The sequence below is a fragment of the Paracoccus homiensis genome, assembly GCF_900111675.1.
GTDB classification, from domain to species: Bacteria; Pseudomonadota; Alphaproteobacteria; order Rhodobacterales; family Rhodobacteraceae; genus Paracoccus; species Paracoccus homiensis.
This window is the reverse complement of sequence record NZ_FOHO01000019.1, coordinates 1-20,482: the sequence shown is the minus strand read 5'-3', so window position 1 is coordinate 20,482 and position 20,482 is coordinate 1. Positions and strand designations below refer to the sequence as shown.

The following is a 20,482-nucleotide window of genomic DNA, read 5'->3' as shown; positions in this document are numbered from 1 at the left end:
GCTATGCCCCGCTGAAATAGATATCGGCCGCCGGAATGACCTGTCGGCCCCTGGGCGTCGTCAGGATCAGCGAGCCGGTCTCGTCGATGCCCTCGAAACGACCGACGGTCTCGCTGCTGCCGGTGCGGGCGGTCAATGTCTCGCCCAACCGGGCCGCCCGCGCCATCCAGGCGTTGCGGATCGGGGAAAAGCCATAGGCGTTGAACTGGCGCTGCCACTGGTCAAAGGCGGCGGCCAGCGCGTCCAGGAAATCGTCGGGGCTGACGGAAAGACCGGTTTCCCCTTTCAGGCTGACCGGGCGCGTCGCCTGCGGCTCCAGCTGACCCAGATCGGGCGCGGCGGCCAGATTGACTCCGATGCCGATCGCCAAGGCCGCCACATGGCCGCCCGACCCGGTGCTTTCCAGCAAGATCCCCGACATTTTGCCGCCATTCAGCAGCACGTCATTCGGCCATTTCAGCGCCACGGGCAGCGTCGGCCCGCATAACCGGATCAGCGCCTCATGCACTGCCAGCGCGGCGATGAAGGACAGTTGCGCGGCGGCCGCCGGCCCATTGGCTGGCCGCGTCAGCAGCGTCGCGGCGAAGTTCCCCGGTGGGTCCGTCCAGGCACGGCCACGACGACCACGGCCCGCCTCTTGACGGCGGGCCATGATCCAGGCCGGCCCCGACAGATGCGGGGCCAGACGAAAGGCTTCGGCATTGGTGCTGTCCACCCGGTCAAGGACGTGGCGCCCCACGCCCTCGGGCCAGGTCCATGCGCCCCGATCACTCACCAGAAGGCTCGGCCGGGGCTTCGCCCGACACCTGCGGGCCGCCGGCCTGGGCGCCCATCTCGGCTGCGGTGATTTCAGGCCCGACCAGCGATTGCGCGGCCGTCGCGGCGGCTTCGTCCACGCCCCACATGGTCACCGCACCGATCAGAAGAACGGCGGCGGGCAGGATCAGCGCCAAATACTGCGCCGCGCTCATATGGCTTTCCACGCCGTCGGTCTCGGCGCCGAAGAACATGTAATAGACGATGCGCAGGTAATAGAACGCCCCGATGACCGAAGCGATCACGCCCATGACCGCCAACCATGCCATGCCGCCATTCACCGCGGCGGTCAGCACGCCCAGCTTGGCAAAGAAGCCAAGGAAAGGCGGCACGCCTGCAAGGCTGAACATCAGGAACAGCACGGCAAAGGCCTTCAGCGGCTCGGCCGAGGCAAAGCGGTTCAGGCTGGCCAGATCGGTGACCGGACGTCCATCGCGTTCCAGCGACAGGATGAAGGCAAAGGTGCCGACATTCATCACCGCGTAGATCGCCATATACATCAGCATCGACTGGACGCCAAATGCCGTCCCCGAGGCCAGACCGACCAGCGCAAAACCCATATGCGCGATCGAGGAATAGGCCATCAGGCGCTTGATATTGGTCTGCCCGATCCCGGCGATGGACCCAAGGAACATCGACAGCACCGCCAGCGCGGCGACGATCTGCCCCCAATCGGCAGGCACGGTGCCGAATGCGCCATGCAGCAGCCGCGCGATCAGCGCCATCGCGGCGACCTTGGGCGCGGTCGCAAAGAAGGCCGTTACCGGCGTGGGCGAGCCTTCGTAGACATCCGGCGTCCACATGTGGAAGGGCACCGCAGACACCTTGAACGCAAGCCCCACCATCAGGAAGACCATGCCGAACAGCAGGCCCATCGACAATTCGCCCGCGTTGACCGTGCTGACGATCCCGGCGAAATTCGTCGTGCCGGCAAATCCGTAGACCAGCGATGCCCCGAACAGCAGAAGACCGCTGCTAAGCGCGCCCAGCACGAAATATTTCAGTCCGGCCTCTGAGGATTTGGCACTTTCACGACGCATCGCCGCGACGACATACAGGGCCAGCGACTGCAGTTCCAACCCCATATACAGCGACAGCAGATCGCCCGCCGACACCATGATCATCATGCCGATCGACGCCAGCACGATCAGGATCGGATATTCAAACCGCAACAGGCCCTGCCGGTGCAGATATTCGGCGCTCATCGCCAGAACGGCGGCGGCAGAGATCAGGATCGTGACCTTGGCAAAGCGCGCAAAGGCGTCGTCGATGAACATGCCGCTGAACACGGCCTGATCGGGGCGGTCGGCAAAGCCGACGAACAGCCCGATGATCAGTAGCGCCGCGACGGAAATCCACAGGATAGGCTTGGAAATCGCGTCCTTGCCGAAATAGGCCCCAGCCAGCAAAGCCCCCATCGCAAAAAGCGCCAGCAGGAACTCGGGCAGGATTGTCGAGAAATCAAGCGCGGTCATCTGGCTTTCCTCAATGGCTTGCTTCGGCAGCGGCGGCAGCCATCGGCGCCAGCCCGTCTGCCGGTTCATGCGGCAATGCGTTATGGACACCGGCCAGCATGGCTTCGACCGAAGGGCCGGTGACATCGGTAACCAGTCGCGGATAGACGCCCAGCAACAGCGTCATCGCGACCAGCGGCGCGAAGATCCATTTTTCGCGCGGGGTCATGTCGGTGATGGTCTTCAGGCTTTCCTTGATCAACGATCCCAGCGTCACCCGGCGATACAGCCACAGCGCATAGGCCGCCGACAGGATCACCCCGGTCGCCGCGACAAAGCCGACCCAGGTGTTGGCCTTGAACACACCCAGCAGCGTCAGGAATTCCCCGACAAAGCCCGAGGTGCCCGGCAGACCGACATTGGCCATGGTGAAGAACATGAAGATCAGCGCGTATTTCGGCATCCGGTTGACCAGACCGCCATAGGCGTCGATTTCGCGCGTGTGCATCCGGTCATAGATGACGCCGACGCACAGGAACAGCGCGCCCGAGATGAAGCCGTGGCTCAGCATCTGGAAGATCGCACCATCGACGCCTTGCTGGTTCGCGGCAAACACGCCCATGGTCACATAGCCCATATGCGCGACCGACGAATAGGCGATCAGCTTCTTCATGTCGCTTTGTGCCAGCGCCACCAACGAGGTGTAGACGATCGCGATGGCCGACATCCAGAAAACCAGCGGCTGGAACAGATCCGAGGCGACCGGGAACATAGGCAGGCTGAAGCGCAGGAAGCCATAGCCGCCCATCTTCAGCAGAACAGCGGCCAGCACGACCGACCCTGCGGTCGGCGCCTGAACGTGGGCATCCGGCAACCAGGTATGCACCGGCCACATCGGCATCTTGACCGCGAAGCTGGCAAAGAAGGCCAGGAACAGCAGCGTCTGCATGCCGCCGATCACGGTAAAGCCCAGCACCCGCGTGGTTTCCGAGGGGAAGTCGAACTGCAACAGCTGCACGATATCGGTCGTGCCCGCGGTCCAGGCCATGGCGACCATCGCCACCAGCATCAGGACCGATCCAAGGAAGGTATACAGAAAGAACTTGAACGCGGCATAGATGCGGTTCTGCCCGCCCCAGATGCCGATGATCAGGAACATCGGGATCAGGCCCGCCTCGAAGAACAGGTAGAAAAGGAACAGATCCAGCGCGGTGAACACGCCGATCATCAGCCCTTCCAGCACCAGAAAGGCGATCATGTATTCCTTGACCCGGGTCTTCACCTCCCATGTGGACAGGATGGTCAGCGGCATCAGGAAGGTCGTCAGCAGAACGAACAGGATCGAGATGCCGTCCACGCCCATCTTGTAGCGCAGGCCCATGATCCATGCGTGATCCTCGACAAACTGGAACCCCGTATCGGCAGGGTTGAAGCCCGTCAGCAGGAACAGCGAGATCAGGAAGGTCGCGCTGGTCGCGATCAGCGCCAGCCATTTGGCATTCTTCTGCGCCGCCGCATCCTCGCCCCGCAGGAACAGCGCCAGAATGGCCGCCGCGACGATGGGCAGGAACGTGATGATCGAGAGTAGGTTCGTCATGTCAGTGCGCGCTCCGCATCATCACCCAGATCAGCAAGCCCACGATGCCCAGCACCATCGCGAAGGCATAGTGGAACAGATAGCCCGACTGCACCCTGCCGGCGAAGCGGGTCAGGCGCGGGATGATTCCCATCGCCACACCGTTGATGGCGCCGTCGATAACGGCTCCGTCGCCACGCGTCCACAGGGCGCGGCCCAGCCAATTGGCGGGACGCACGAAGACGAAGTTGTAGATTTCGTCGAAATACCACTTGTTCAGCAAGAAGCGGTACAGGACGGGCTGCTGTTCGGCCAGTTTGCGCGGGGCGTCGGGACTGCGGATATAGAAGATCCATGCCAGAAGAAGCCCGCCAAGCATCGCAAAGAAGGGCGAGGCCTTGACCCATTTGGGGGCGTGGTGCGCCTCGTCCAGGATGTGGTTGTCGGGATGCATGTAGATCGCACCGCCGACAGGTGCCGGGACATCGGTATTCAGGCCGTGACCTTCACCGCCCTGCCCCGCGTCGCCATGGTTCGTATCGCCATGGGCGGCATCCTCGCCATGGGCTTCGTCGGCGTGACCATCCGTGCCGTGACCGGCATCCGCGCTGGCATGGGCCTCGCCATGTCCCATGTGGAAGAACTGCGCGACCTTGTCGTGGCTGCCGAAGAACGGGCCATACCAGACCATCCCGGCAAACACGGCGCCGACCGCCAGCACGCCAAGCGGCACGGTCATGACGCGCGGGCTTTCATGGGCATGTTCATGCGTGTGATGATCGCCGCGCGGCTTGCCAAAGAAGGTCAGGAACATCAGACGCCAGCTGTAAAAGCTGGTGAAGGCCGCGGCGATGACCAGCATCCAGAACGCATAGGTGTTCCCGGCCCAGGCGCTTTCGATGGCGGCATCCTTGGACAGGAAGCCCGCAAAACCGATATGGGTCAGCGGAATGCCGACGCCGGTGATGGCCAGCGTGCCGATCATCATCGCCCAGAAGGTCAGCGGCACCTTTTTGCGCAGCCCGCCGTAATTGCGCATATCCTGTTCGTGGTGCATCGCGTGGATGACCGAACCGGCGCCAAGGAACAGCATCGCCTTGAAAAAGGCGTGGGTCAGCAGGTGGAACATCGCGACCGAATAGACACCGACGCCCGCCGCGACGAACATGTAGCCCAGCTGCGAGCAGGTCGAATAGGCGATGACGCGCTTGATGTCGTTCTGCACCAGACCGACGGTCGCGGCAAAGAAGGCCGTGGTCGCGCCGATGATGGTGATGAAGGTCTTGGCGTCGGGTGCGAATTCATACAGGGGCGACATCCGGCAGACCAGGAACACGCCGGCCGTCACCATCGTCGCGGCGTGGATCAGGGCGGACACCGGCGTCGGCCCCTCCATCGCGTCGGGCAACCATGTGTGCAGCAGAAGCTGCGCCGATTTACCCATCGCGCCGATGAACAGCAGGAAGGCCAGAACCTCGGCCGCGTTCCAGTCGCGCCACAGGAAATGCATCTGGCTTTGCGCCAGATCGGGCACCTGCTGGAAGATCGCGTCGAACTGGATCGAGCCGGTCAGCCAGAACAGGCCGAAAATGCCCAGCAGAAATCCGAAATCGCCGACACGGTTGACGATGAAGGCCTTCATCGCCGCCGCGCCCGCCGACTGTTTCTTGTAGTAGAAGCCGATCAGCAGATAGGACGCGACGCCCACCCCTTCCCAGCCGAAGAACATCTGCAGCAGGTTGTCGGCGGTCACCAGCATCAGCATGGCGAAGGTGAAGAAGGACAGATAGGCGAAGAAGCGCGCCTTGTAATTCTCGTCATGGGTGAAGTTGTCGTCATGGGCCATGTAGCCCATCGAATACAGATGCACCAAGGCCGAGACGGTCGTCACCACGATCAGCATGATCGCGGTCAACCGATCCAGACGGATCGCCCATTCCGCCGCGAAATCACCCGAGACCACCCAGTCGAACACGGTGATGTGCTGCACGTCGCCGCTGAAGCCCAGAAAGATGATCCAGCTGAAGAAGGCGGCAAGAAACAGGATGCCGGTCGTCAGATATTGTGCCGCCTGTTCGCCGATCACGCGCCAGCCGAAGCCGGCGATGATCGCGCCCAGCAGCGGGGCAAAGAGAATGAAAGAAGCCATGATCCCTTACCCCTTCATCACGTTGACATCTTCCACCGCGATCGAGCCGCGGTTGCGGAAGAATACGACCAGGATCGCCAGGCCGATCGCGGCCTCGGCCGCGGCCACGGTCAGCACGAACATGGTAAAGACCTGCCCCGCGACATCGCCCAGATGCGTCGAGAAGGCGACGAAGTTGATATTCACCGCCAACAGCATCAGTTCGATCGACATCAGGATGACGATGACGTTCTTTCGGTTCACGAAGATCCCGAAAATGCCGGTGACGAACAGGATCGCCCCCACCACCAGATAATGCGTCAGTCCAATCATCGTCCTTGTCCCTCCGGGTCATTCACCCGTTGAAATATCCGTTCGCCACCGAAACCGCCGTCGCAATCCCGTATGGCCACCGCGGGTCAGCCCGCGGCGATCAAAGCCCCTGACCGGGCTTCACGTCCCGCAGTTCCATCGTCTTGGCCGGATCGCGATGCATCTGCGCCACGACGTCCTGCCGCTTGATGTCGCGGCGATGGCGCATGGTCAGGGTGATCGCGCCGATCATCGCCACCAGCAGGATCAGGCCCGACAACTGGAAGGGCAGCAGATAGCGGTCATACAGAACCGAACCGATCAGATGGGTATTCATCGCCTCGCCGGTCATCGGCACCGCACGCAGCGCCTCGGCCTGTTCGGCACTTTCCCAGGCGCCAAAGCCGATCGCCAGCTGCGCCAGCAGCACAAGCGCGATCAGCCCGCCAAGCGGCAGATAGCGGGCGAATTCGCCCTTCAGTTCCGCGAAATCGACATCCAGCATCATGACGACGAACAGGAACAGAACCGCCACCGCGCCGACATAGACGATGATCAGCAGCATCGCGACGAATTCCGCGCCCTGCAACACGAACAGCCCCGCCGCCGACAGAAAGGCAAGGATCAGCCACAACACCGAATGCACCGGGTTGCGCGAGATCACGACCATGAAGCCGGCAATGCAGACAGAGATCGCGAACAGGTAGAATGCAAAGGTGATCATTCGGTCTCGTTCCCCTCGGATTCGGTAAAGACGCCCTGGGCGATTTCCAGCGCCTTCTGCATCGCCGGGATGCCGCCGAACATCCCCATCTGATAGATCACCTCGGCGATTTCGCGCGGGGTGGCCCCTGCCGCGATCGCGTGGCGAATTGTCATGCGCAGCTGCGGTTCCGCATGGGCCCCCTGAACCGTCATCGCCGCCAGGGTCACCAGAAGCCGGGTCCGCGCGTCCAGACCATCACGGTTGAAGGTCTTGCCGAACCACATTTCCAGCATGTCCGACGGCATGGTCGGGATCAGCTTTTCAAAGGCCTTGGTGTCCACATGTTCCAGCGCCGGGTTGAAGGCGCGCGCCATCTCTTGCCCGGATTGCAGCATCTGCTGAAACATCTTCTGGAAGGCATCGGTCATCTGTAAGGCGCGTCGATGGCAAGGTTGCGGGCGATCTCGGCTTCCCAGCGGGCGCCGTTATCAAGCAGTTTCTGCTTGTCATAGAACAGTTCTTCGCGCGTCTCGGTGGCAAATTCGAAATTCGGGCCTTCGACGATGGCATCGACCGGGCACGCCTCTTGGCAGAACCCGCAATAGATGCATTTCGTCATGTCGATGTCATAGCGCGTGGTGCGGCGACTGCCATCTTCGCGCGGCTCGGCATCGATGGTGATCGCCTGTGCGGGGCAGATCGCCTCGCACAGTTTGCAGGCGATGCAGCGTTCCTCGCCATTGGGATAGCGGCGCAGCGCATGTTCACCGCGAAAACGGGGGCTTAGCGGACCTTTTTCATGCGGGTAGTTCAGCGTCGCCTTGGGCGCGAAGAAATAGCGCATGCCCAGGCCGAACCCTTTGATGAAATCCATCATCAGGAAATACTTGGTGGCGCGGACGATGTCGAAGGCCATCAGAATTGCTCCCCTTGCTTGGGTGCGGCGAAGCGGTCGAACGCCGCGACATATTCGCGAACCCTGGCGCTGTCATGGGCGTGATCGTCGCTGTCCAGGTTGTTGGCCAGGAAATGCGCGAACTCGACCTTGTCGGTTTCAGAGGCGCGGGCCAGCAGCTCGGCGATCTTGTTGGAATAGCTCATTGCGATCACATCCCCGCCCAACGGGCCCAGAAGGTCCCGAACACTTCGAATTTCGCAAGGAAGGCAACGATCACGACCCAGGCCAGCGACAGTGGCAGGAACACCTTCCAGCCGATCCGCATCAACTGGTCATAGCGATAGCGCGGCACGATGGCCTTGACCATGGCGAACATGAAGAACCAGAAGGCCATCTTCACGAACATCCACAGCGCGCCGTCGGGAATGCCGGGGATGGGCGACAGCCAGCCGCCGAAGAACAGCAGGCTGATCAGCGCACACATCAGCCACATGGCGATATATTCGCCCGCCATGAACAGCAGGTAGGGGGTCGAGGAGTATTCGACCATGAACCCCGCGACCAGTTCCGATTCCGCCTCGGGAAGGTCGAAGGGCGGGCGGTTCGTTTCGGCCAATGCGCTGACAAAAAACAGCACCAGCATCGGCAGATGCGGCAGCCAGTACCACGACAGCAGCCCCGCGCCGCGCTGCGCCTCGACGATGGCGGTCAGGTTCATCGACCCGGTCGAGATGATGATGCCGATGATGATCAGACCCAGGCTGACCTCGTAGGAAATCATCTGTGCCGCCGAACGCAGCGAGCCGAGGAACGGGTATTTCGAGTTCGACGCCCAGCCCCCCATGATCACGCCATACACCTCAAGCGAGGATACCGCGAAGATGAACAGGATGCCCACATTGATGTCGGCCATCACCCAGCCCGGCGCAAAGGGAATCGCCACGAAAGCCAGCAGGGCAAGCGTCATTGACAGGAAAGGCGCAAGGAAGAAGACGAACTTGTCCGCGCCGGCGGGAATCACGATTTCCTTGACGACATATTTCAGCGCGTCGGCGAAGGTCTGCAACAGCCCCCAGGGGCCCACGACGTTCGGGCCACGGCGCATCTGGACCGCCGCCCAGACCTTGCGGTCGCCATAGACCAGATAGATCAGCGACAGCATCACGAAGGCGATCAGCGCAAGCCCCTGCCCCAGCAGGATGATCGCGATGCCCAGTGTGGATCCCCAGAATTCAGACATGTCGCCTGTCCCTCTTCGTTACGCCGCGGGAATGCCGCGTGCCTTGCATTCGCGCAAGGTCTCATTGGTTTCCATCACCCGCAGCCCCAACGGCTTGCTGTCCGAAATCGTGAACGCAGCGCCGACCAGCAGCTTGCCATCGCGGGTGTTCTGCAGGGTTCGGATATGCCGACCGTAATCGACCCCTTCGGCCTTCGCCCACCCGGCCAATGCGCAGGTGGCATACGAAAAGGCGATATCGGCGTCCACCCCCTCGCGCAGATTGGCCGTCACTTCAACCAGATCGCCGGATTTGCCCTTGCCTTCGCCCAGCCGCACGACCCGGCTGCCGATGAACATGTCGTCCCGCAATTCAAGATCGTCCTGCCAGTTCGGCAGGGCGGGCTGTGTACGGGCCGCGAATTCCTTCAGCGCCTTGTCCTGCGCGGTTTCCCGCGGTGGCAGGACATTGGGGGCGACCAGACCCGACAGGTCCAGATCCAGATTGGCGTTCAGGGCCAGCAGATCGGCCTCGGTCACGGCAAAGGCGTCCTGCCCTTCGGGCGAGTCGAGATTCATCGTCGTGACCTGCCCGTCGGGTTCCAGAATCAGGATCTCGCCGGATTTGGTGGACACACGGGCCAGCGTCAGCGGCGCATTCGCATCGCCGCTGGCGACACGCGCCGTCAATTCACCCGGTTTCGCGGGCGGACGCGCATCGGCACCGTCCTGCGCACAGCCCGCCAGAGCCGCCAGTCCAATCAGGACGGCACCGATCTTGAGGGGCTGGCAAAGGGCTGGCCGCATGAATGCTTACTCCGCTGCGATTGCGCTGGTCTGACGCGTCGCGGCCATCCGCGACAATTCCCCCATCAGCGGCGACGACCGTGCGATCGGGTTGGTCAGGTAGAAATCCTTGACCGGGTTGACGAAGCCCGCCTTGCCCATATCGCGCAATTCCAGCGGCTGCCACGCGTTCTGCGGCACCTGGTCGATCTGCTTCAGATGCGGGACATCGGCGATCAGCCTGGCGCGCAATTGTGCAAGGCTGTCCCAAGGCAGCTGACTGCCCAGTTCCGCCGACAGGGCGCGCAGGATGGCCCAGTTTTCCTTGGCTTCGCCCGGCGCGAAATTGGCCCGCATCGCCAGTTGCGGGCGGCCTTCGGTATTCACGAACAGGCCGTTTTCCTCGGTATAGCAGGCACCGGGCAGGATGATGTCGGCGCGATGGGCGCCACGGTCGCCATGGCTGCCCTGATAAATCACGAAGGCACCGGCGTCGATTTCGACCTCGTCGGCCCCAAGGTTATAGATCACCTCGGCCCCGTCGATGGCGGCGGTCAGGCCACCTTCCGTCACGGCACCGACATCCATCGCCCCCACGCGCGACGCGGCGCTGTGCAGGATCAGCAGTTTCGAGTTGCTGTTTTCGGCCAGTTTCATCGCATGGGCCAGAACCGCCTCGCCATCGGCTTCGCGGATGGCACCCTGCCCCACGATCACCAGCGAGGGCGCTTCGCGTGTCTCATCGCTGATCTCGCGGGCGGACAGGCTTTCCAGCGCGGCGCGATCGGTGCCGACATGGGCGTAATCAAAGGTCAGATCGACCGCCTCGCCCACCAGACCGATCTGGGCACCACGCGCCCAGGCCTTGCGCAGACGGGCGTTCAGCACCGGCGCTTCTTCGCGCGGGTTGGTGCCGATCAGCTGAATGAACTGGGCGCTGTCGATATCCTCGATCGCGGCGGTGCCGACATAGGCGCTGCGATTGCCGATGGGCAGGCGCGCGCCATCAGTGCGGCATTCGACCTTGCCATCCATGCCCTCGATCAGGGTCTTTAGGCTATAGGCGGCCTCGACCGGGGCCAGATCGCCGACCAGACCCGCAACCTTCTTGCCGGTCATCGCGCGGGCGGCGGCGGTCAGCGCCTCGGGCCAGGTGGCGGGGCGCAGCTTGCCGTTCTCGCGAATATACGGCTTGTCCAGACGCTGACGGCGCAGGCCGTCCCAGACGAAGCGCGTCTTGTCGCTGATCCATTCCTCGTTCACGCCGTCATGGTTGCGCGGCATGATGCGCATGACTTCGCGGCCCTTGGTGTCCACGCGGATATTGCTGCCAAGCGCGTCCATCACGTCGATGGTCTCGGTCTTGGTCAGTTCCCACGGGCGGGCGGTAAAGGCATAGGGCTTGCTGACCAGCGCGCCGACCGGGCACAGGTCGATGATGTTGCCTTGCAGGTTCGAGGCCAGCGTCTCGTTGAGATAGCTGGTGATCTCGCTGTCCTCGCCACGGCCGGTCTGCCCCATCTGGCTGATGCCCGCGACCTCGGTGGTGAAGCGCACGCAGCGAGTGCAGCTGATACAGCGGGTCATGTGGGTTTCGACCAGCGGGCCAAGGTTCAACTCCTCGGCGGCGCGTTTCGGTTCGCGATAGCGGCTGAAATCCACGCCATAGGCCATCGCCTGATCCTGCAGATCACACTCGCCGCCCTGATCGCAGATCGGGCAGTCCAGCGGGTGGTTGATCAGCAGGAATTCCATCACGCCCTCGCGGGCCTTCTTGACCATCGGGCTGTTGGTGCGGACCTCGGGCGGGGCGCCTTCGGGTCCGGGGCGCAGATCCTTGACCTGCATGGCGCAGGACGCGGCGGGTTTGGGCGGGCCGCCCACGACCTCGACCAGACACATCCGGCAATTGCCCGCGATCGACAGGCGTTCGTGATAGCAGAAACGCGGAATTTCGATCCCGGCCTGCTCGCAGGCCTGAATCAGGGTCAGATTGGGATCGACTTCGATCTCGTTGTCATCAATCTTGATTGTCCGCAAATCGGCCATCACTGCATTCCTTACTTGGCACTCAGAAGCGATCCGGTGACCGTCTTCCGTGCGATTTCGTCCCGCCCGAGGCGGCAAAAGCTTTCGGCATCGCCCGCCGTCACGCCATTGCGGCTCATGTAATCCTCGGCCACGGCATAGATGCGGGCCTTGTCGGGCTTGCTGTCCAGAAAGGCCTCGATCTGGTCCTCGCTGTAGCCCTTGTCCTGAGCATAGCTTTTTAGCTTGCGGGCCTGCATGAAGGCAAAGACCAGCCGGGCGTCGATGGTCGGGCATTCGCGGCGGATACGATCGGCGATCCGGGCCGCGATAAGGCGGTCGTTGATGTATTTTTCCTGGCTCAGCGGCTCTAGCGCGGCGGCGGGCGACGCGGTCAGTGCCAGGGCGGCGATCATCATCAGTCGGCGTGCGGTCACGGCAGGTCCCTTTCCTGTGCTTGGGCGCCCAGCCCTAGCACAGACGCCGGGCGTTTTCCCGGCAACACAGGGTAAGAAAGCCGTGAGGCTCATGCGCTGCACGCCTTGTAGTGCCAATATCCCGTGGTCCCATTCGTCACGTAACTGCCCGGCGTGCCGCCTTCGTGGCCCTGCGTGCGGCAGAATTCGGCGAAGGCTGCATCGGCGCCCGGACCATCCGCCTGTGTCAGGCTGGCACCACCGCGTCCCGTCACGACGATATCGCCGGGGTTCCGGTCATCGCCGGTCACGATATAGACCTTGTCGGCCCGCAGCAGCGGCACCCGATCATCCCCGCCGCTGCTGCAGGCCGCCAGTCCCAGACCGGCGGTCACAAGCAGGATCGTAAGGGTCATTCGTGACATCGGCATATCCCCTTATTCGGCGGCCATGGCGCCCATGCGGCCGGTGCGCTTGGCCTTGATACGGTCCTCGATCTCTTCTCGGAAATTTCGGATCAGGCCCTGGATGGGCCATGCGGCGGCATCGCCAAGGGCGCAGATCGTGTGCCCCTCGACCTGCTTGGTGACGTCCAGCAGCATGTCGATTTCCTCAACCTCGGCTTCGCCGGTGACCAGACGTTCCATCACCCGCATCATCCAGCCGGTGCCTTCGCGGCAGGGCGTACACTGCCCGCAGCTTTCATGCTTGAAGAATTTGGACAGGCGCCACACGGCCTTGATGACATCGGTGTCCTTGTCCATCACGATCATGCAGGCGGTGCCAAAGCTGGACCGCAGATCCCGCATCCCGTCGTAATCCATGATCGCGGTTTCGCACTGCTCGGCGGTCAGAATCGGGCAGGATGCCCCGCCCGGAATCACCGCCTTGAGGTTTTTCCAGCCGCCGCGCACGCCGCCGCCATGCTTTTCGATCAGCTCTTTCATGCTGATCGACATGGCCTCTTCGACGACGCAGGGATTGTTCAGATGCCCGGTCAGGCCATACAGCTTGACGCCCGCATTGTTGGGACGGCCGAAGCCCGCGAACCATTCGGCGCCGCGACGCAGGATCGTCGGAACGACAGCGATGGATTCGACGTTGTTCACCGTGGTCGGGCAGCCATAAAGACCCGCCCCTGCCGGGAAGGGCGGCTTCATCCGCGGCATGCCCTTCTTGCCTTCAAGGCTTTCCAGAAGCGCCGTTTCCTCGCCACAGATATAGGCGCCTGCGCCATGGTGCAGATACAGGTCGAAATCCCAGCCCGACCCCGCCGCGTTCGCGCCCAGAAGGCCCGCGTCATAACATTCGTCGATGGCCGACTGCAGCGCCTCGCGTTCGCGGATATATTCGCCGCGCAGATAGATATAGCAGGCATGCGCGTTCATCGCGAAACTGGCGATCAGCGCCCCTTCGATCAGCGTGTGCGGATCGTGACGCATGATCTCGCGGTCCTTGCAGGTCGCGGGTTCGGATTCGTCGGCATTGATGACCAGATAGGCCGGGCGGCCATCCGATTCCTTGGGCATGAAGGACCATTTCAGACCGGTCGGAAAGCCCGCGCCACCCCGGCCACGCAGCCCGGACGCCTTGACCTGATCGATGATCTTGTCACGCCCGCGGCCGATGATCTCGGCGGTGCCATCCCAATGGCCGCGCTTTTTCGCGCCATTCAGGCTGCGATCGCCCATGCCGTAAAGGTTGGTAAAAATGCGATCCTGGTCTTTCAGCATCTAACTCTCGATCCTCATCATCCGGGCGTTACGCATCATTTCTGCGCCGCCAGATACGCCAGGTCACAAGCAGCGACCAGACAAAAGCGCCGATTGCGGCAAGATCGGCCAGATAGGCCCATTTCCCCGCCCAGCCATATTGCGCACCCAGCCATTGCACGGCCAGCCACGCGACCATCGCGACGGCGATCACCACCGCTGCCAGCCGCATCTGGGCGCTGTCCTGTGCATTGGGCCTGCTCATCAATATACGCTGCCTTCCTCGACGCGCTTCGAAAATTCGGTGTCTTCGCCCCGTGCCAGGGCCCGGGCCTGCGCGACCCAGTCGTCCGAGCGGATGCGCCCGCCCATGCGGCCGATCAGATCGGCAAAGTGATCGATCTCGGCGTCGCCCCAGCCCGCGATCTGGTCAAAACGGGTGACGCCATTGTCGTGCAGCAGCTCTTCCAGTTTCGGGCCGACGCCCTTGATCTGCTTCAGATCGTCGGCCTGCCCGGCATCGTCAGAACCACCATAGATGTCATTGCGCCCCGAGTCGGTCCGCAAGGCGGGCGGCACAGGCTGCGCATCGCCCGAAGGTGCCACGCGCGGTGTCGGTGCCGATTGCGCCGCGCCCAGAAACCCTTCCGCGGCCTGCGACCGGATACCACGTGGCTGCAACTGCATATCCTCGGCAGGGGTGGTGTCGTGATGGGCCGGATGCCAGCCGGCGGCGTCCTCGGCCGGTCGTCCCCGACAGATCAGCCACACCAGAAACGCGCCCATGATCCCGAAAGCGACAAGACCAAGAACCAATCCCTCGAACCACCGCAGCGGTCCGATCACGGAGGTGAAGATCAGGACCAGCAGGCCGGTAAGCCCCCCTGCGATCCAGCAGTTTCTTGTGCAGTCAGCGTTCGGCATCCGTCACTTCCCCCTTCCGCCGAGTGTCAGATCACTCCTCTTCGTCGTAGCGCCCGTCCGCCGCCGCATCGCGCGAGAAATCGGTCTCGCCGCCGGTGGACAGTACCCTGGCCTGCGCGACCCATTCGTCGCGCGTGGCCCGACCCTTGAAACCTTCCAGGTTTTCGTCAACCCAGGCAAGCTCTTCGCTGCCCCAGCCGGCAAGCTGATCGAAATGCCAGAAGCCCATGCCATTCAGCATCTGTTCCAGCTTGGGGCCGATTCCCTTGATCATCTTCAGATCGTCGGCGGAGCCGTCCCTCGGGGCATCGAGCCCCTCGGGACGGCGGCCCGCATCCGCGGAGACGCCTGTGGCGGCGTCACCCTTGCGGGCCCCAGCGGCGTCATCGGCTGCGGCCTCGGCGGCCCGGGATCCGGCAGGTTCGCGATCAGAACGCGGTCGCGCGGCCGAGCTTGCCTCGGCCTCCTGTTCGGTCACGCCGGTTTCATCGGCGGGCTGGCCGCTGGCCGGACGCGGCTCTTCCTCGGGCGTGCCGTTCTGACCCTCTTGCTGATCCGGGGCGGCATCGGGCTGTGGCTGGCGCAGCCATTTGGTCAGGATCGGCGCCTCGGTCCCGTCGATCCGTTTCAGCGTTTCGCCATGTTCCCTGGCCAGCGACGCACTGGCGTTCAGGGCATCGCCCTGCCCTTTCAGGTCGGCCAGCGAGGTCAGCCCCGATGCCGGCTCGGACGCAAAGCGTCCATTCTGCGGACCCGGCAACGGCACCTGACCCGCCGACATCGCATCGATCAAAGCCTCAAGCTTTTGCGGGGTCAGATCTTCGTAGTAATCCTTGCCGATCTGCGCCATGGGCGCGTTGGCACAGGCGCCCAGACATTCGACCTCTTCCCAGCTGAACTTGCCGTCCGCCGACACGGTATGCGGGGTCGATGCGATCTTGCGCTTGCAGACCTCGATCAGGTCCTCGGCCCCGCAAATCATGCAGCTGGTCGTGCCACAAATCTGGATATTTGCAATTGAACCAACCGGTTGCAGCTGGAACATAAAGTAGAATGTCGCCACTTCCAGCGCCCGGATATAGGGCATGCCCAGAAGTTCGGCGCAGTATTCGATGGCCGGGCGCGACAGCCAGCCTTCCTGTTCCTGCGCGCGCCAAAGGACCGGGATGATCGCCGATTGCTGACGCCCTTCGGGATATTTGGTCATCTGCGCCTGCGCCCATTCAAGGTTCGCGGGCGAGAACTGGAAGCTGTCCGGCTGGACGGGTGAAAGACGACGAAGCATGTAACCCTCAGTTCATCGCAAGAAGCGACAGAAGCGCCGCGAAAGCCGCAGCGACCCCGACCGCCAGATGAAGCCAGAACGGATGACCCGCACGGCGGTAGATAAAGGCATCCCCAAGGCCGATCACGGCCATCGCCAGCAGCATCCCGAACAGGACGCGCGGCGCATTGATCCAGGATGCCACAAGTGCAAGCACGGCCAGTCCCGCATAGCGGACCAGCATGGCCTGCGGCAGCATATCGGCGCGGTGCTGCAAAAGGCGCAGACCGGTCTGGCGATTGAACGCCAGCAACAGGCTAACGGCGACCAGCGCCGCCGTCGCGATCCAACCGAACAGCGCGATCAGACCAGACAGCACCTTGTCCCCCCGTCCCGGTTGTTCGCGCGACAGACCATCAGCGGTCCACCTCACCGAACACGATATCCATGGTGCCGATGATGGCCGAAACATCTGCCAGCATGTGCCCCTTGGCCATCCAGTCGATGGATTGCAGGTGCAGGAAACCCGGCGCCCGCAGCTTGGCGCGGTAGGGTTTGTTGGTTCCGTCGCTGACCATATAGACGCCGAACTCGCCCTTGGGCGCCTCGACCGCGGCATAGACCTCGCCCGCGGGGACCTTGAAACCCTCGGTATACAGTTTGAAGTGATGGATCAGGCTTTCCATGTCGCGCTTCATGTCGCCACGCTTGGGCGGGGTCAGCTTGCCACGGGCCAGAACATCGCCCTGCCCTTCGGGCGCACGCAGCTTGGTGATCGCCTGACGCATGATGCTGACCGACTGGCGCATCTCTTCCATGCGGCACAGATAGCGATCGTAGCAGTCGCCGTTCTTGCCGACCGGGACCTGAAACTCGAATTCGTCATAGCATTCATAGGGCTGGCTGCGCCGCAGATCCCACGCCAGGCCCGAGCCACGGACCATCACGCCGGAATAGCCCCAGTCCAGAATATCCTGTTCCTTGACGATGCCGATATCGACATTGCGCTGCTTGAAGATCCGGTTTTCGGTCAGCAGGCCATCCAGATCGTCGACGACCTTCAGGAACGGATCGCACCACGCCTCGATATCGTCCAGCAGATCGGGCGGCAGATCCTGATGAACGCCGCCGGGACGGAAATAGGCGGCGTGCAGACGCGCCCCGCAGGCGCGTTCATAGAACACCATCAGCTTTTCGCGTTCCTCGAAGCCCCACAGCGGCGGCGTCAGCGCGCCGACATCCATGGCCTGTGTGGTCACGTTCAGCAGATGGTTCAGGATCCTGCCGATTTCCGAATACAGCACCCGGATCAGGCTGGCGCGACGCGGCACGACGGTGCCGGTCAGCTTTTCGATCGCCATGCACCAGGCATGTTCCTGGTTCATCGGTGCCACGTAATCCAGACGATCCAGATAGGGCAGGTTCTGCAGATAGGTGCGGCTTTCCATCAGCTTTTCGGTGCCGCGATGCAGCAGGCCGATATGGGGATCGCAGCGCTCCACGACCTCGCCATCCAGTTCCAGCACCATCCGCAGCACACCATGCGCCGCCGGGTGCTGAGGACCGAAGTTGATGTTGAAATTGCGGATGCGCTGTTCGCCGGTCAAGGCGTCGAAGCTGCCATCATCATACTGGTTGTTGCGGATATCGCCGTCCATCATCAACCCTCCTGTTGCGGGGTGAACTGGGCCATGAATTCGGCCTCGGTCATACCGCAAAGCTGCCCGGACAAAGCATAGTTGCCCGGCTTGCAATCGGTAAAGATCTCGGTGGTCACGGGGATGCTTTCGGGATCATCGAACGCCTGCAGGGCGACGGCGCTATGCGCGCCATCGAGCGAACGCCAGACAAGCGAACTGCCACAGATCCTGCAAAAGACCCGCTCGCCCCATTCCGAGGACCCATAGACGCCGATCGGCGCGTCGTCATTGAAGATGACCGGTTTGCTGCACTCTACCGCCAGAAAGATCCCGCCGCTCCATTTGCGGCACTTGCCGCAATGGCATGCGCCGGCTTCGGGGTGCGGGTCGGTCTGCACCGTCATCTTGCAGGCACCGCAAAGGCAGGAGGCGTCATATGTGCTCATTGCGCGTCCTTCTTCTCATCGCCGGGCAGCACGTATTTCGCACCTTCCCACGGAGACAGGAAATCGAACTGGCGGTATTCCTGCACCAGCTTCACCGGTTCATAGACAACGCGTTTTTCGGCCTCGTCATAGCGGACCTCGACATAGCCCGTGGTCGGGAAATCCTTGCGCAGCGGAAAGCCGCGAAAGCCGTAATCGGTCAGCAGGCGGCGCAGGTCCGGATGCCCCGAGAACATGATGCCGAACATGTCGAATATCTCGCGTTCGAACCAGTTGGCGCTGGGAAAGATCCCTGTCAGCGAGGGCACGATCTCATCCTCGCGGATGGCGACCTTCACGCGGACGCGCTGGTTCTGATACATCGACAGGAAGTGCCAGACCACATCGAAGCGCGCCGGGCGTTCCGGGTGATCGACGGCGGTGATGTCAACCAGGGTCGAGAAACGACAGCTGGAATCGGTGCGCAGAAACTCGATCAGGTCGATGATCCCGGTCAGGGTCGCACTGACCGTCAGTTCCTCGAATTCGATCGAGGTGTCCAGCACCGCGTCCGAGCGGCGAAAGCCGATATGTTCGCCCAGCTGTTCCAGCGCATCGAGATCGGGATAAAGAGCCATGTCTTACCTCACCAGCGTGCCGGTGCGCCGGATGCGACGCTGAAGTTGCAGAATACCGTAAAGCAGCGCCTCGGCGGTCGGCGGGCAGCCGGGAACATAGATATCCACCGGTACGACCCGATCGCAGCCGCGCACGACCGAATAGCTGTAATGGTAATACCCGCCGCCATTGGCGCAGCTGCCCATGCTGATGACGTAACGCGGCTCGGGCATCTGGTCATAGACCTTGCGCAGCGCTGGTGCCATCTTGTTGGTCAGCGTGCCGGCGACGATCATCAGGTCCGACTGGCGCGGGCTGGCCCGCGGCGCGGTGCCAAAGCGTTCCACGTCATAGCGCGGCATCGACACCTGCATCATCTCGACCGCGCAGCAGGCAAGGCCGAAGGTCATCCAGTGCAGGCTGCCATTGCGGGCCCAGTTGATGATGTCCTCGGTCGTGGTCAGCAGGAACCCCTTGTCCTGCAGTTCCGCATTCAGGGCCTTGGTTGCGAACTCACGATCGGCCCCGGCCGTGTTCGCCCCGGTCATCACGCCCATTCCAGCGCCCCCTTCTTCCATTCATAGGCAAAGCCGACTGTCAGAACGCCCAGAAAGAACATCATCGACCAGAAGGCCACATCGCTGAGCCCGGCGAAATTCACCGCCCAGGGGAACAGGAAGGCCACTTCAAGGTCGAAGATGATGAACAGGATCGAGACCAGATAGAATCTGACATCGAATTTCATCCGCGCATCGTCGAACGCGTTGAAGCCGCATTCATAGGCGCTGACCTTTTCGGGATCGGGGTTGCGCACCGCAACGACCACGGCGGCCAGAATCAACACCAGCGCAAGGGCCGAAGCCATCCCTGCAAAGACGAGAATCGGCAGATATTCCTGCAACAATGGTTCCACGGGCAACACCCCCTTATGGGTCGCGGGGTATCGTGGCTACCCGCGACGGGTTGGCTAGGCTCGGTTTAGACCTGACGGCTTGCGGGGTCAACGGGCGGCAATATGCCGCAAACCGCCAGAAGCCCGCGATTTCCACGCCCTGCCCGGATCCCTTGCACCCGGCTTGGCACACCCTGCCCCAGGCCGCGACGCAACCAGCGCAATCAGGGCGCGCCCCGCTGCCGACATATATAGGTTGAAAGATGTTAGCGCCGGCAGGGGTGGGGATGAATGTGACATCTCGTCCCGGCCCGTTCCCCCGGCGGCGAAGACGCCGGGGGAAGAGCTTTCACTCGATTTCGATCATGAGGTCTTTTGCGTCGAGTTGTGCGCCTGGGGTGACGTGGAGTTTTTTGACGGTTCCGTCGCGGTCGGCGTGGATGCCGGTTTCCATTTTCATGGCCTCGATGGTCAGCAGCATGTCGCCCTGTTTCACGGCCTGGCCCTGGGTGACCGCGACCGAGGCCACGACGCCGGGCATCGGGGCGCCGATATGGGCGGGGTTGGACGGGTCGGCCTTGGGGCGGGCCACCGTTTCGGCCTTGACCTTGCGGTTGGGCACCCGGATCGAGCGCGGCTGGCCGTTCAGTTCGAAGAACACCTTCACA

Annotated in this window: 25 protein-coding genes; all 25 read right to left on the bottom strand. The window is 62.7% G+C overall.

Features of this window, described 5'->3' with window-relative positions:
• Position 1: 1 nt before the first annotated feature.
• Positions 2-775, bottom strand: a complete 774-nt coding sequence (locus BMX67_RS17050; protein WP_090737545.1) for a biotin--[acetyl-CoA-carboxylase] ligase — start codon at positions 773-775, stop codon at positions 2-4.
• Positions 768-2,291: an NADH-quinone oxidoreductase subunit NuoN gene (gene nuoN / locus BMX67_RS17045; protein WP_090737618.1), complete on the bottom strand. Its 1,524-nt coding sequence runs from the start codon at positions 2,289-2,291 to the stop codon at positions 768-770. The genes BMX67_RS17050 and nuoN overlap by 8 nt, the downstream gene beginning before the upstream one ends.
• A gap of 10 nt (positions 2,292-2,301) precedes the next feature.
• Positions 2,302-3,867 (bottom strand): NADH-quinone oxidoreductase subunit M, encoded by a 1,566-nt coding sequence (locus BMX67_RS17040; protein ID WP_090737543.1) that lies wholly within the window; start codon positions 3,865-3,867, stop codon positions 2,302-2,304.
• 1 nt (position 3,868) lies between these two features.
• The gene (gene nuoL / locus BMX67_RS17035) at positions 3,869-5,995 is read right to left on the bottom strand and encodes an NADH-quinone oxidoreductase subunit L (protein ID WP_090737541.1); all 2,127 of its coding nucleotides are present in this window, start codon (positions 5,993-5,995) and stop codon (positions 3,869-3,871) included.
• Between the two features lie 6 nt (positions 5,996-6,001).
• Positions 6,002-6,307: an NADH-quinone oxidoreductase subunit NuoK gene (nuoK, locus tag BMX67_RS17030; protein ID WP_090737539.1), complete on the bottom strand. Its 306-nt coding sequence runs from the start codon at positions 6,305-6,307 to the stop codon at positions 6,002-6,004.
• Positions 6,308-6,407: 100 nt separating this feature from the next.
• A complete protein-coding gene (locus BMX67_RS17025; protein ID WP_090737537.1) occupies positions 6,408-7,010 on the bottom strand; it encodes an NADH-quinone oxidoreductase subunit J in 603 nt (200 codons plus the stop codon).
• On the bottom strand, positions 7,007-7,420 hold the full coding sequence (locus BMX67_RS17020; RefSeq protein ID WP_090737535.1) for a carboxymuconolactone decarboxylase family protein: 414 nt from the start codon (positions 7,418-7,420) through the stop codon (positions 7,007-7,009). Before BMX67_RS17020 ends, BMX67_RS17025 begins: the two co-directional genes overlap by 4 nt.
• Complete coding sequence (nuoI, locus tag BMX67_RS17015; RefSeq protein WP_090737533.1) at positions 7,417-7,908, bottom strand: NADH-quinone oxidoreductase subunit NuoI; 492 nt, start codon at positions 7,906-7,908, stop codon at positions 7,417-7,419. Before nuoI ends, BMX67_RS17020 begins: the two co-directional genes overlap by 4 nt.
• Positions 7,908-8,093, bottom strand: a complete 186-nt coding sequence (locus BMX67_RS17010) for a hypothetical protein (RefSeq protein ID WP_090737531.1) — start codon at positions 8,091-8,093, stop codon at positions 7,908-7,910. The genes nuoI and BMX67_RS17010 overlap by 1 nt, the downstream gene beginning before the upstream one ends.
• Before the next feature lie 5 nt (positions 8,094-8,098).
• A complete protein-coding gene (gene nuoH, locus BMX67_RS17005) occupies positions 8,099-9,130 on the bottom strand; it encodes an NADH-quinone oxidoreductase subunit NuoH (RefSeq protein ID WP_090737529.1) in 1,032 nt (343 codons plus the stop codon).
• An 18-nt stretch (positions 9,131-9,148) separates the two neighbouring features.
• Positions 9,149-9,916 (bottom strand): hypothetical protein, encoded by a 768-nt coding sequence (locus BMX67_RS17000; protein WP_090737527.1) that lies wholly within the window; start codon positions 9,914-9,916, stop codon positions 9,149-9,151.
• Positions 9,917-9,922: 6 nt separating this feature from the next.
• Positions 9,923-11,944, bottom strand: coding sequence for an NADH-quinone oxidoreductase subunit NuoG (nuoG, locus tag BMX67_RS16995; RefSeq protein WP_090737525.1), 2,022 nt, complete (start codon positions 11,942-11,944; stop codon positions 9,923-9,925).
• An 11-nt stretch (positions 11,945-11,955) separates the two neighbouring features.
• A complete protein-coding gene (locus BMX67_RS16990; RefSeq protein WP_245739505.1) occupies positions 11,956-12,360 on the bottom strand; it encodes a DUF5333 domain-containing protein in 405 nt (134 codons plus the stop codon).
• 89 nt (positions 12,361-12,449) lie between these two features.
• Positions 12,450-12,755 (bottom strand): hypothetical protein, encoded by a 306-nt coding sequence (locus BMX67_RS16985; RefSeq protein ID WP_090737521.1) that lies wholly within the window; start codon positions 12,753-12,755, stop codon positions 12,450-12,452.
• Between the two features lie 21 nt (positions 12,756-12,776).
• Positions 12,777-14,072 carry an NADH-quinone oxidoreductase subunit NuoF gene (gene nuoF, locus BMX67_RS16980; protein WP_090737519.1) on the bottom strand — a complete coding sequence of 432 codons (1,296 nt, stop codon included), beginning with the start codon at positions 14,070-14,072 and terminating at the stop codon, positions 12,777-12,779.
• A gap of 28 nt (positions 14,073-14,100) precedes the next feature.
• Complete coding sequence (locus tag BMX67_RS16975; protein ID WP_090737518.1) at positions 14,101-14,316, bottom strand: DUF5337 family protein; 216 nt, start codon at positions 14,314-14,316, stop codon at positions 14,101-14,103.
• Positions 14,316-14,975, bottom strand: coding sequence for a hypothetical protein (locus tag BMX67_RS16970; RefSeq protein ID WP_090737516.1), 660 nt, complete (start codon positions 14,973-14,975; stop codon positions 14,316-14,318). The genes BMX67_RS16975 and BMX67_RS16970 overlap by 1 nt, the downstream gene beginning before the upstream one ends.
• Positions 14,976-15,006: 31 nt before the next feature.
• On the bottom strand, positions 15,007-16,260 hold the full coding sequence (locus tag BMX67_RS16965; RefSeq protein WP_090737514.1) for an NADH-quinone oxidoreductase subunit E: 1,254 nt from the start codon (positions 16,258-16,260) through the stop codon (positions 15,007-15,009).
• A gap of 7 nt (positions 16,261-16,267) precedes the next feature.
• A complete protein-coding gene (locus tag BMX67_RS16960) occupies positions 16,268-16,618 on the bottom strand; it encodes a hypothetical protein (RefSeq protein ID WP_090737513.1) in 351 nt (116 codons plus the stop codon).
• Between the two features lie 37 nt (positions 16,619-16,655).
• On the bottom strand, positions 16,656-17,900 hold the full coding sequence (locus BMX67_RS16955; RefSeq protein ID WP_090737511.1) for an NADH-quinone oxidoreductase subunit D: 1,245 nt from the start codon (positions 17,898-17,900) through the stop codon (positions 16,656-16,658).
• A complete protein-coding gene (locus BMX67_RS16950; RefSeq protein ID WP_090737509.1) occupies positions 17,900-18,325 on the bottom strand; it encodes a GFA family protein in 426 nt (141 codons plus the stop codon). Before BMX67_RS16950 ends, BMX67_RS16955 begins: the two co-directional genes overlap by 1 nt.
• Complete coding sequence (locus tag BMX67_RS16945; RefSeq protein ID WP_090737507.1) at positions 18,322-18,942, bottom strand: NADH-quinone oxidoreductase subunit C; 621 nt, start codon at positions 18,940-18,942, stop codon at positions 18,322-18,324. The genes BMX67_RS16950 and BMX67_RS16945 overlap by 4 nt, the downstream gene beginning before the upstream one ends.
• A gap of 3 nt (positions 18,943-18,945) precedes the next feature.
• Positions 18,946-19,470, bottom strand: a complete 525-nt coding sequence (locus tag BMX67_RS16940) for a NuoB/complex I 20 kDa subunit family protein (RefSeq protein ID WP_090737616.1) — start codon at positions 19,468-19,470, stop codon at positions 18,946-18,948.
• A complete protein-coding gene (locus BMX67_RS16935) occupies positions 19,470-19,835 on the bottom strand; it encodes an NADH-quinone oxidoreductase subunit A (protein ID WP_090737505.1) in 366 nt (121 codons plus the stop codon). Before BMX67_RS16935 ends, BMX67_RS16940 begins: the two co-directional genes overlap by 1 nt.
• A gap of 328 nt (positions 19,836-20,163) precedes the next feature.
• On the bottom strand, positions 20,164-20,482 hold a 319-nt coding region (locus BMX67_RS16930; RefSeq protein WP_139206557.1), incomplete at its 5' end, for a biotin/lipoyl-containing protein.

Coding starts and splice junctions, on each gene's coding strand:
- nuoN (WP_090737618.1), bottom strand. CDS start 2,291: ATGACCGCGCTTGATTTCTCGACAATCCTGCCCGAGTTCCTGCTGGCG.
- BMX67_RS17040 (WP_090737543.1), bottom strand. CDS start 3,867: ATGACGAACCTACTCTCGATCATCACGTTCCTGCCCATCGTCGCGGCG.
- nuoL (WP_090737541.1), bottom strand. CDS start 5,995: ATGGCTTCTTTCATTCTCTTTGCCCCGCTGCTGGGCGCGATCATCGCC.
- nuoK (WP_090737539.1), bottom strand. CDS start 6,307: ATGATTGGACTGACGCATTATCTGGTGGTGGGGGCGATCCTGTTCGTC.
- BMX67_RS17025 (WP_090737537.1), bottom strand. CDS start 7,010: ATGATCACCTTTGCATTCTACCTGTTCGCGATCTCTGTCTGCATTGCC.
- BMX67_RS17020 (WP_090737535.1), bottom strand. CDS start 7,420: ATGACCGATGCCTTCCAGAAGATGTTTCAGCAGATGCTGCAATCCGGG.
- nuoI (WP_090737533.1), bottom strand. CDS start 7,908: ATGGCCTTCGACATCGTCCGCGCCACCAAGTATTTCCTGATGATGGAT.
- BMX67_RS17010 (WP_090737531.1), bottom strand. CDS start 8,093: ATGAGCTATTCCAACAAGATCGCCGAGCTGCTGGCCCGCGCCTCTGAA.
- nuoH (WP_090737529.1), bottom strand. CDS start 9,130: ATGTCTGAATTCTGGGGATCCACACTGGGCATCGCGATCATCCTGCTG.
- BMX67_RS17000 (WP_090737527.1), bottom strand. CDS start 9,916: ATGCGGCCAGCCCTTTGCCAGCCCCTCAAGATCGGTGCCGTCCTGATT.
- nuoG (WP_090737525.1), bottom strand. CDS start 11,944: ATGGCCGATTTGCGGACAATCAAGATTGATGACAACGAGATCGAAGTC.
- BMX67_RS16985 (WP_090737521.1), bottom strand. CDS start 12,755: ATGACCCTTACGATCCTGCTTGTGACCGCCGGTCTGGGACTGGCGGCC.
- nuoF (WP_090737519.1), bottom strand. CDS start 14,072: ATGCTGAAAGACCAGGATCGCATTTTTACCAACCTTTACGGCATGGGC.
- BMX67_RS16975 (WP_090737518.1), bottom strand. CDS start 14,316: ATGAGCAGGCCCAATGCACAGGACAGCGCCCAGATGCGGCTGGCAGCG.
- BMX67_RS16970 (WP_090737516.1), bottom strand. CDS start 14,975: ATGCCGAACGCTGACTGCACAAGAAACTGCTGGATCGCAGGGGGGCTT.
- BMX67_RS16965 (WP_090737514.1), bottom strand. CDS start 16,260: ATGCTTCGTCGTCTTTCACCCGTCCAGCCGGACAGCTTCCAGTTCTCG.
- BMX67_RS16955 (WP_090737511.1), bottom strand. CDS start 17,900: ATGATGGACGGCGATATCCGCAACAACCAGTATGATGATGGCAGCTTC.
- BMX67_RS16950 (WP_090737509.1), bottom strand. CDS start 18,325: ATGAGCACATATGACGCCTCCTGCCTTTGCGGTGCCTGCAAGATGACG.
- BMX67_RS16945 (WP_090737507.1), bottom strand. CDS start 18,942: ATGGCTCTTTATCCCGATCTCGATGCGCTGGAACAGCTGGGCGAACAT.
- BMX67_RS16940 (WP_090737616.1), bottom strand. CDS start 19,470: ATGACCGGGGCGAACACGGCCGGGGCCGATCGTGAGTTCGCAACCAAG.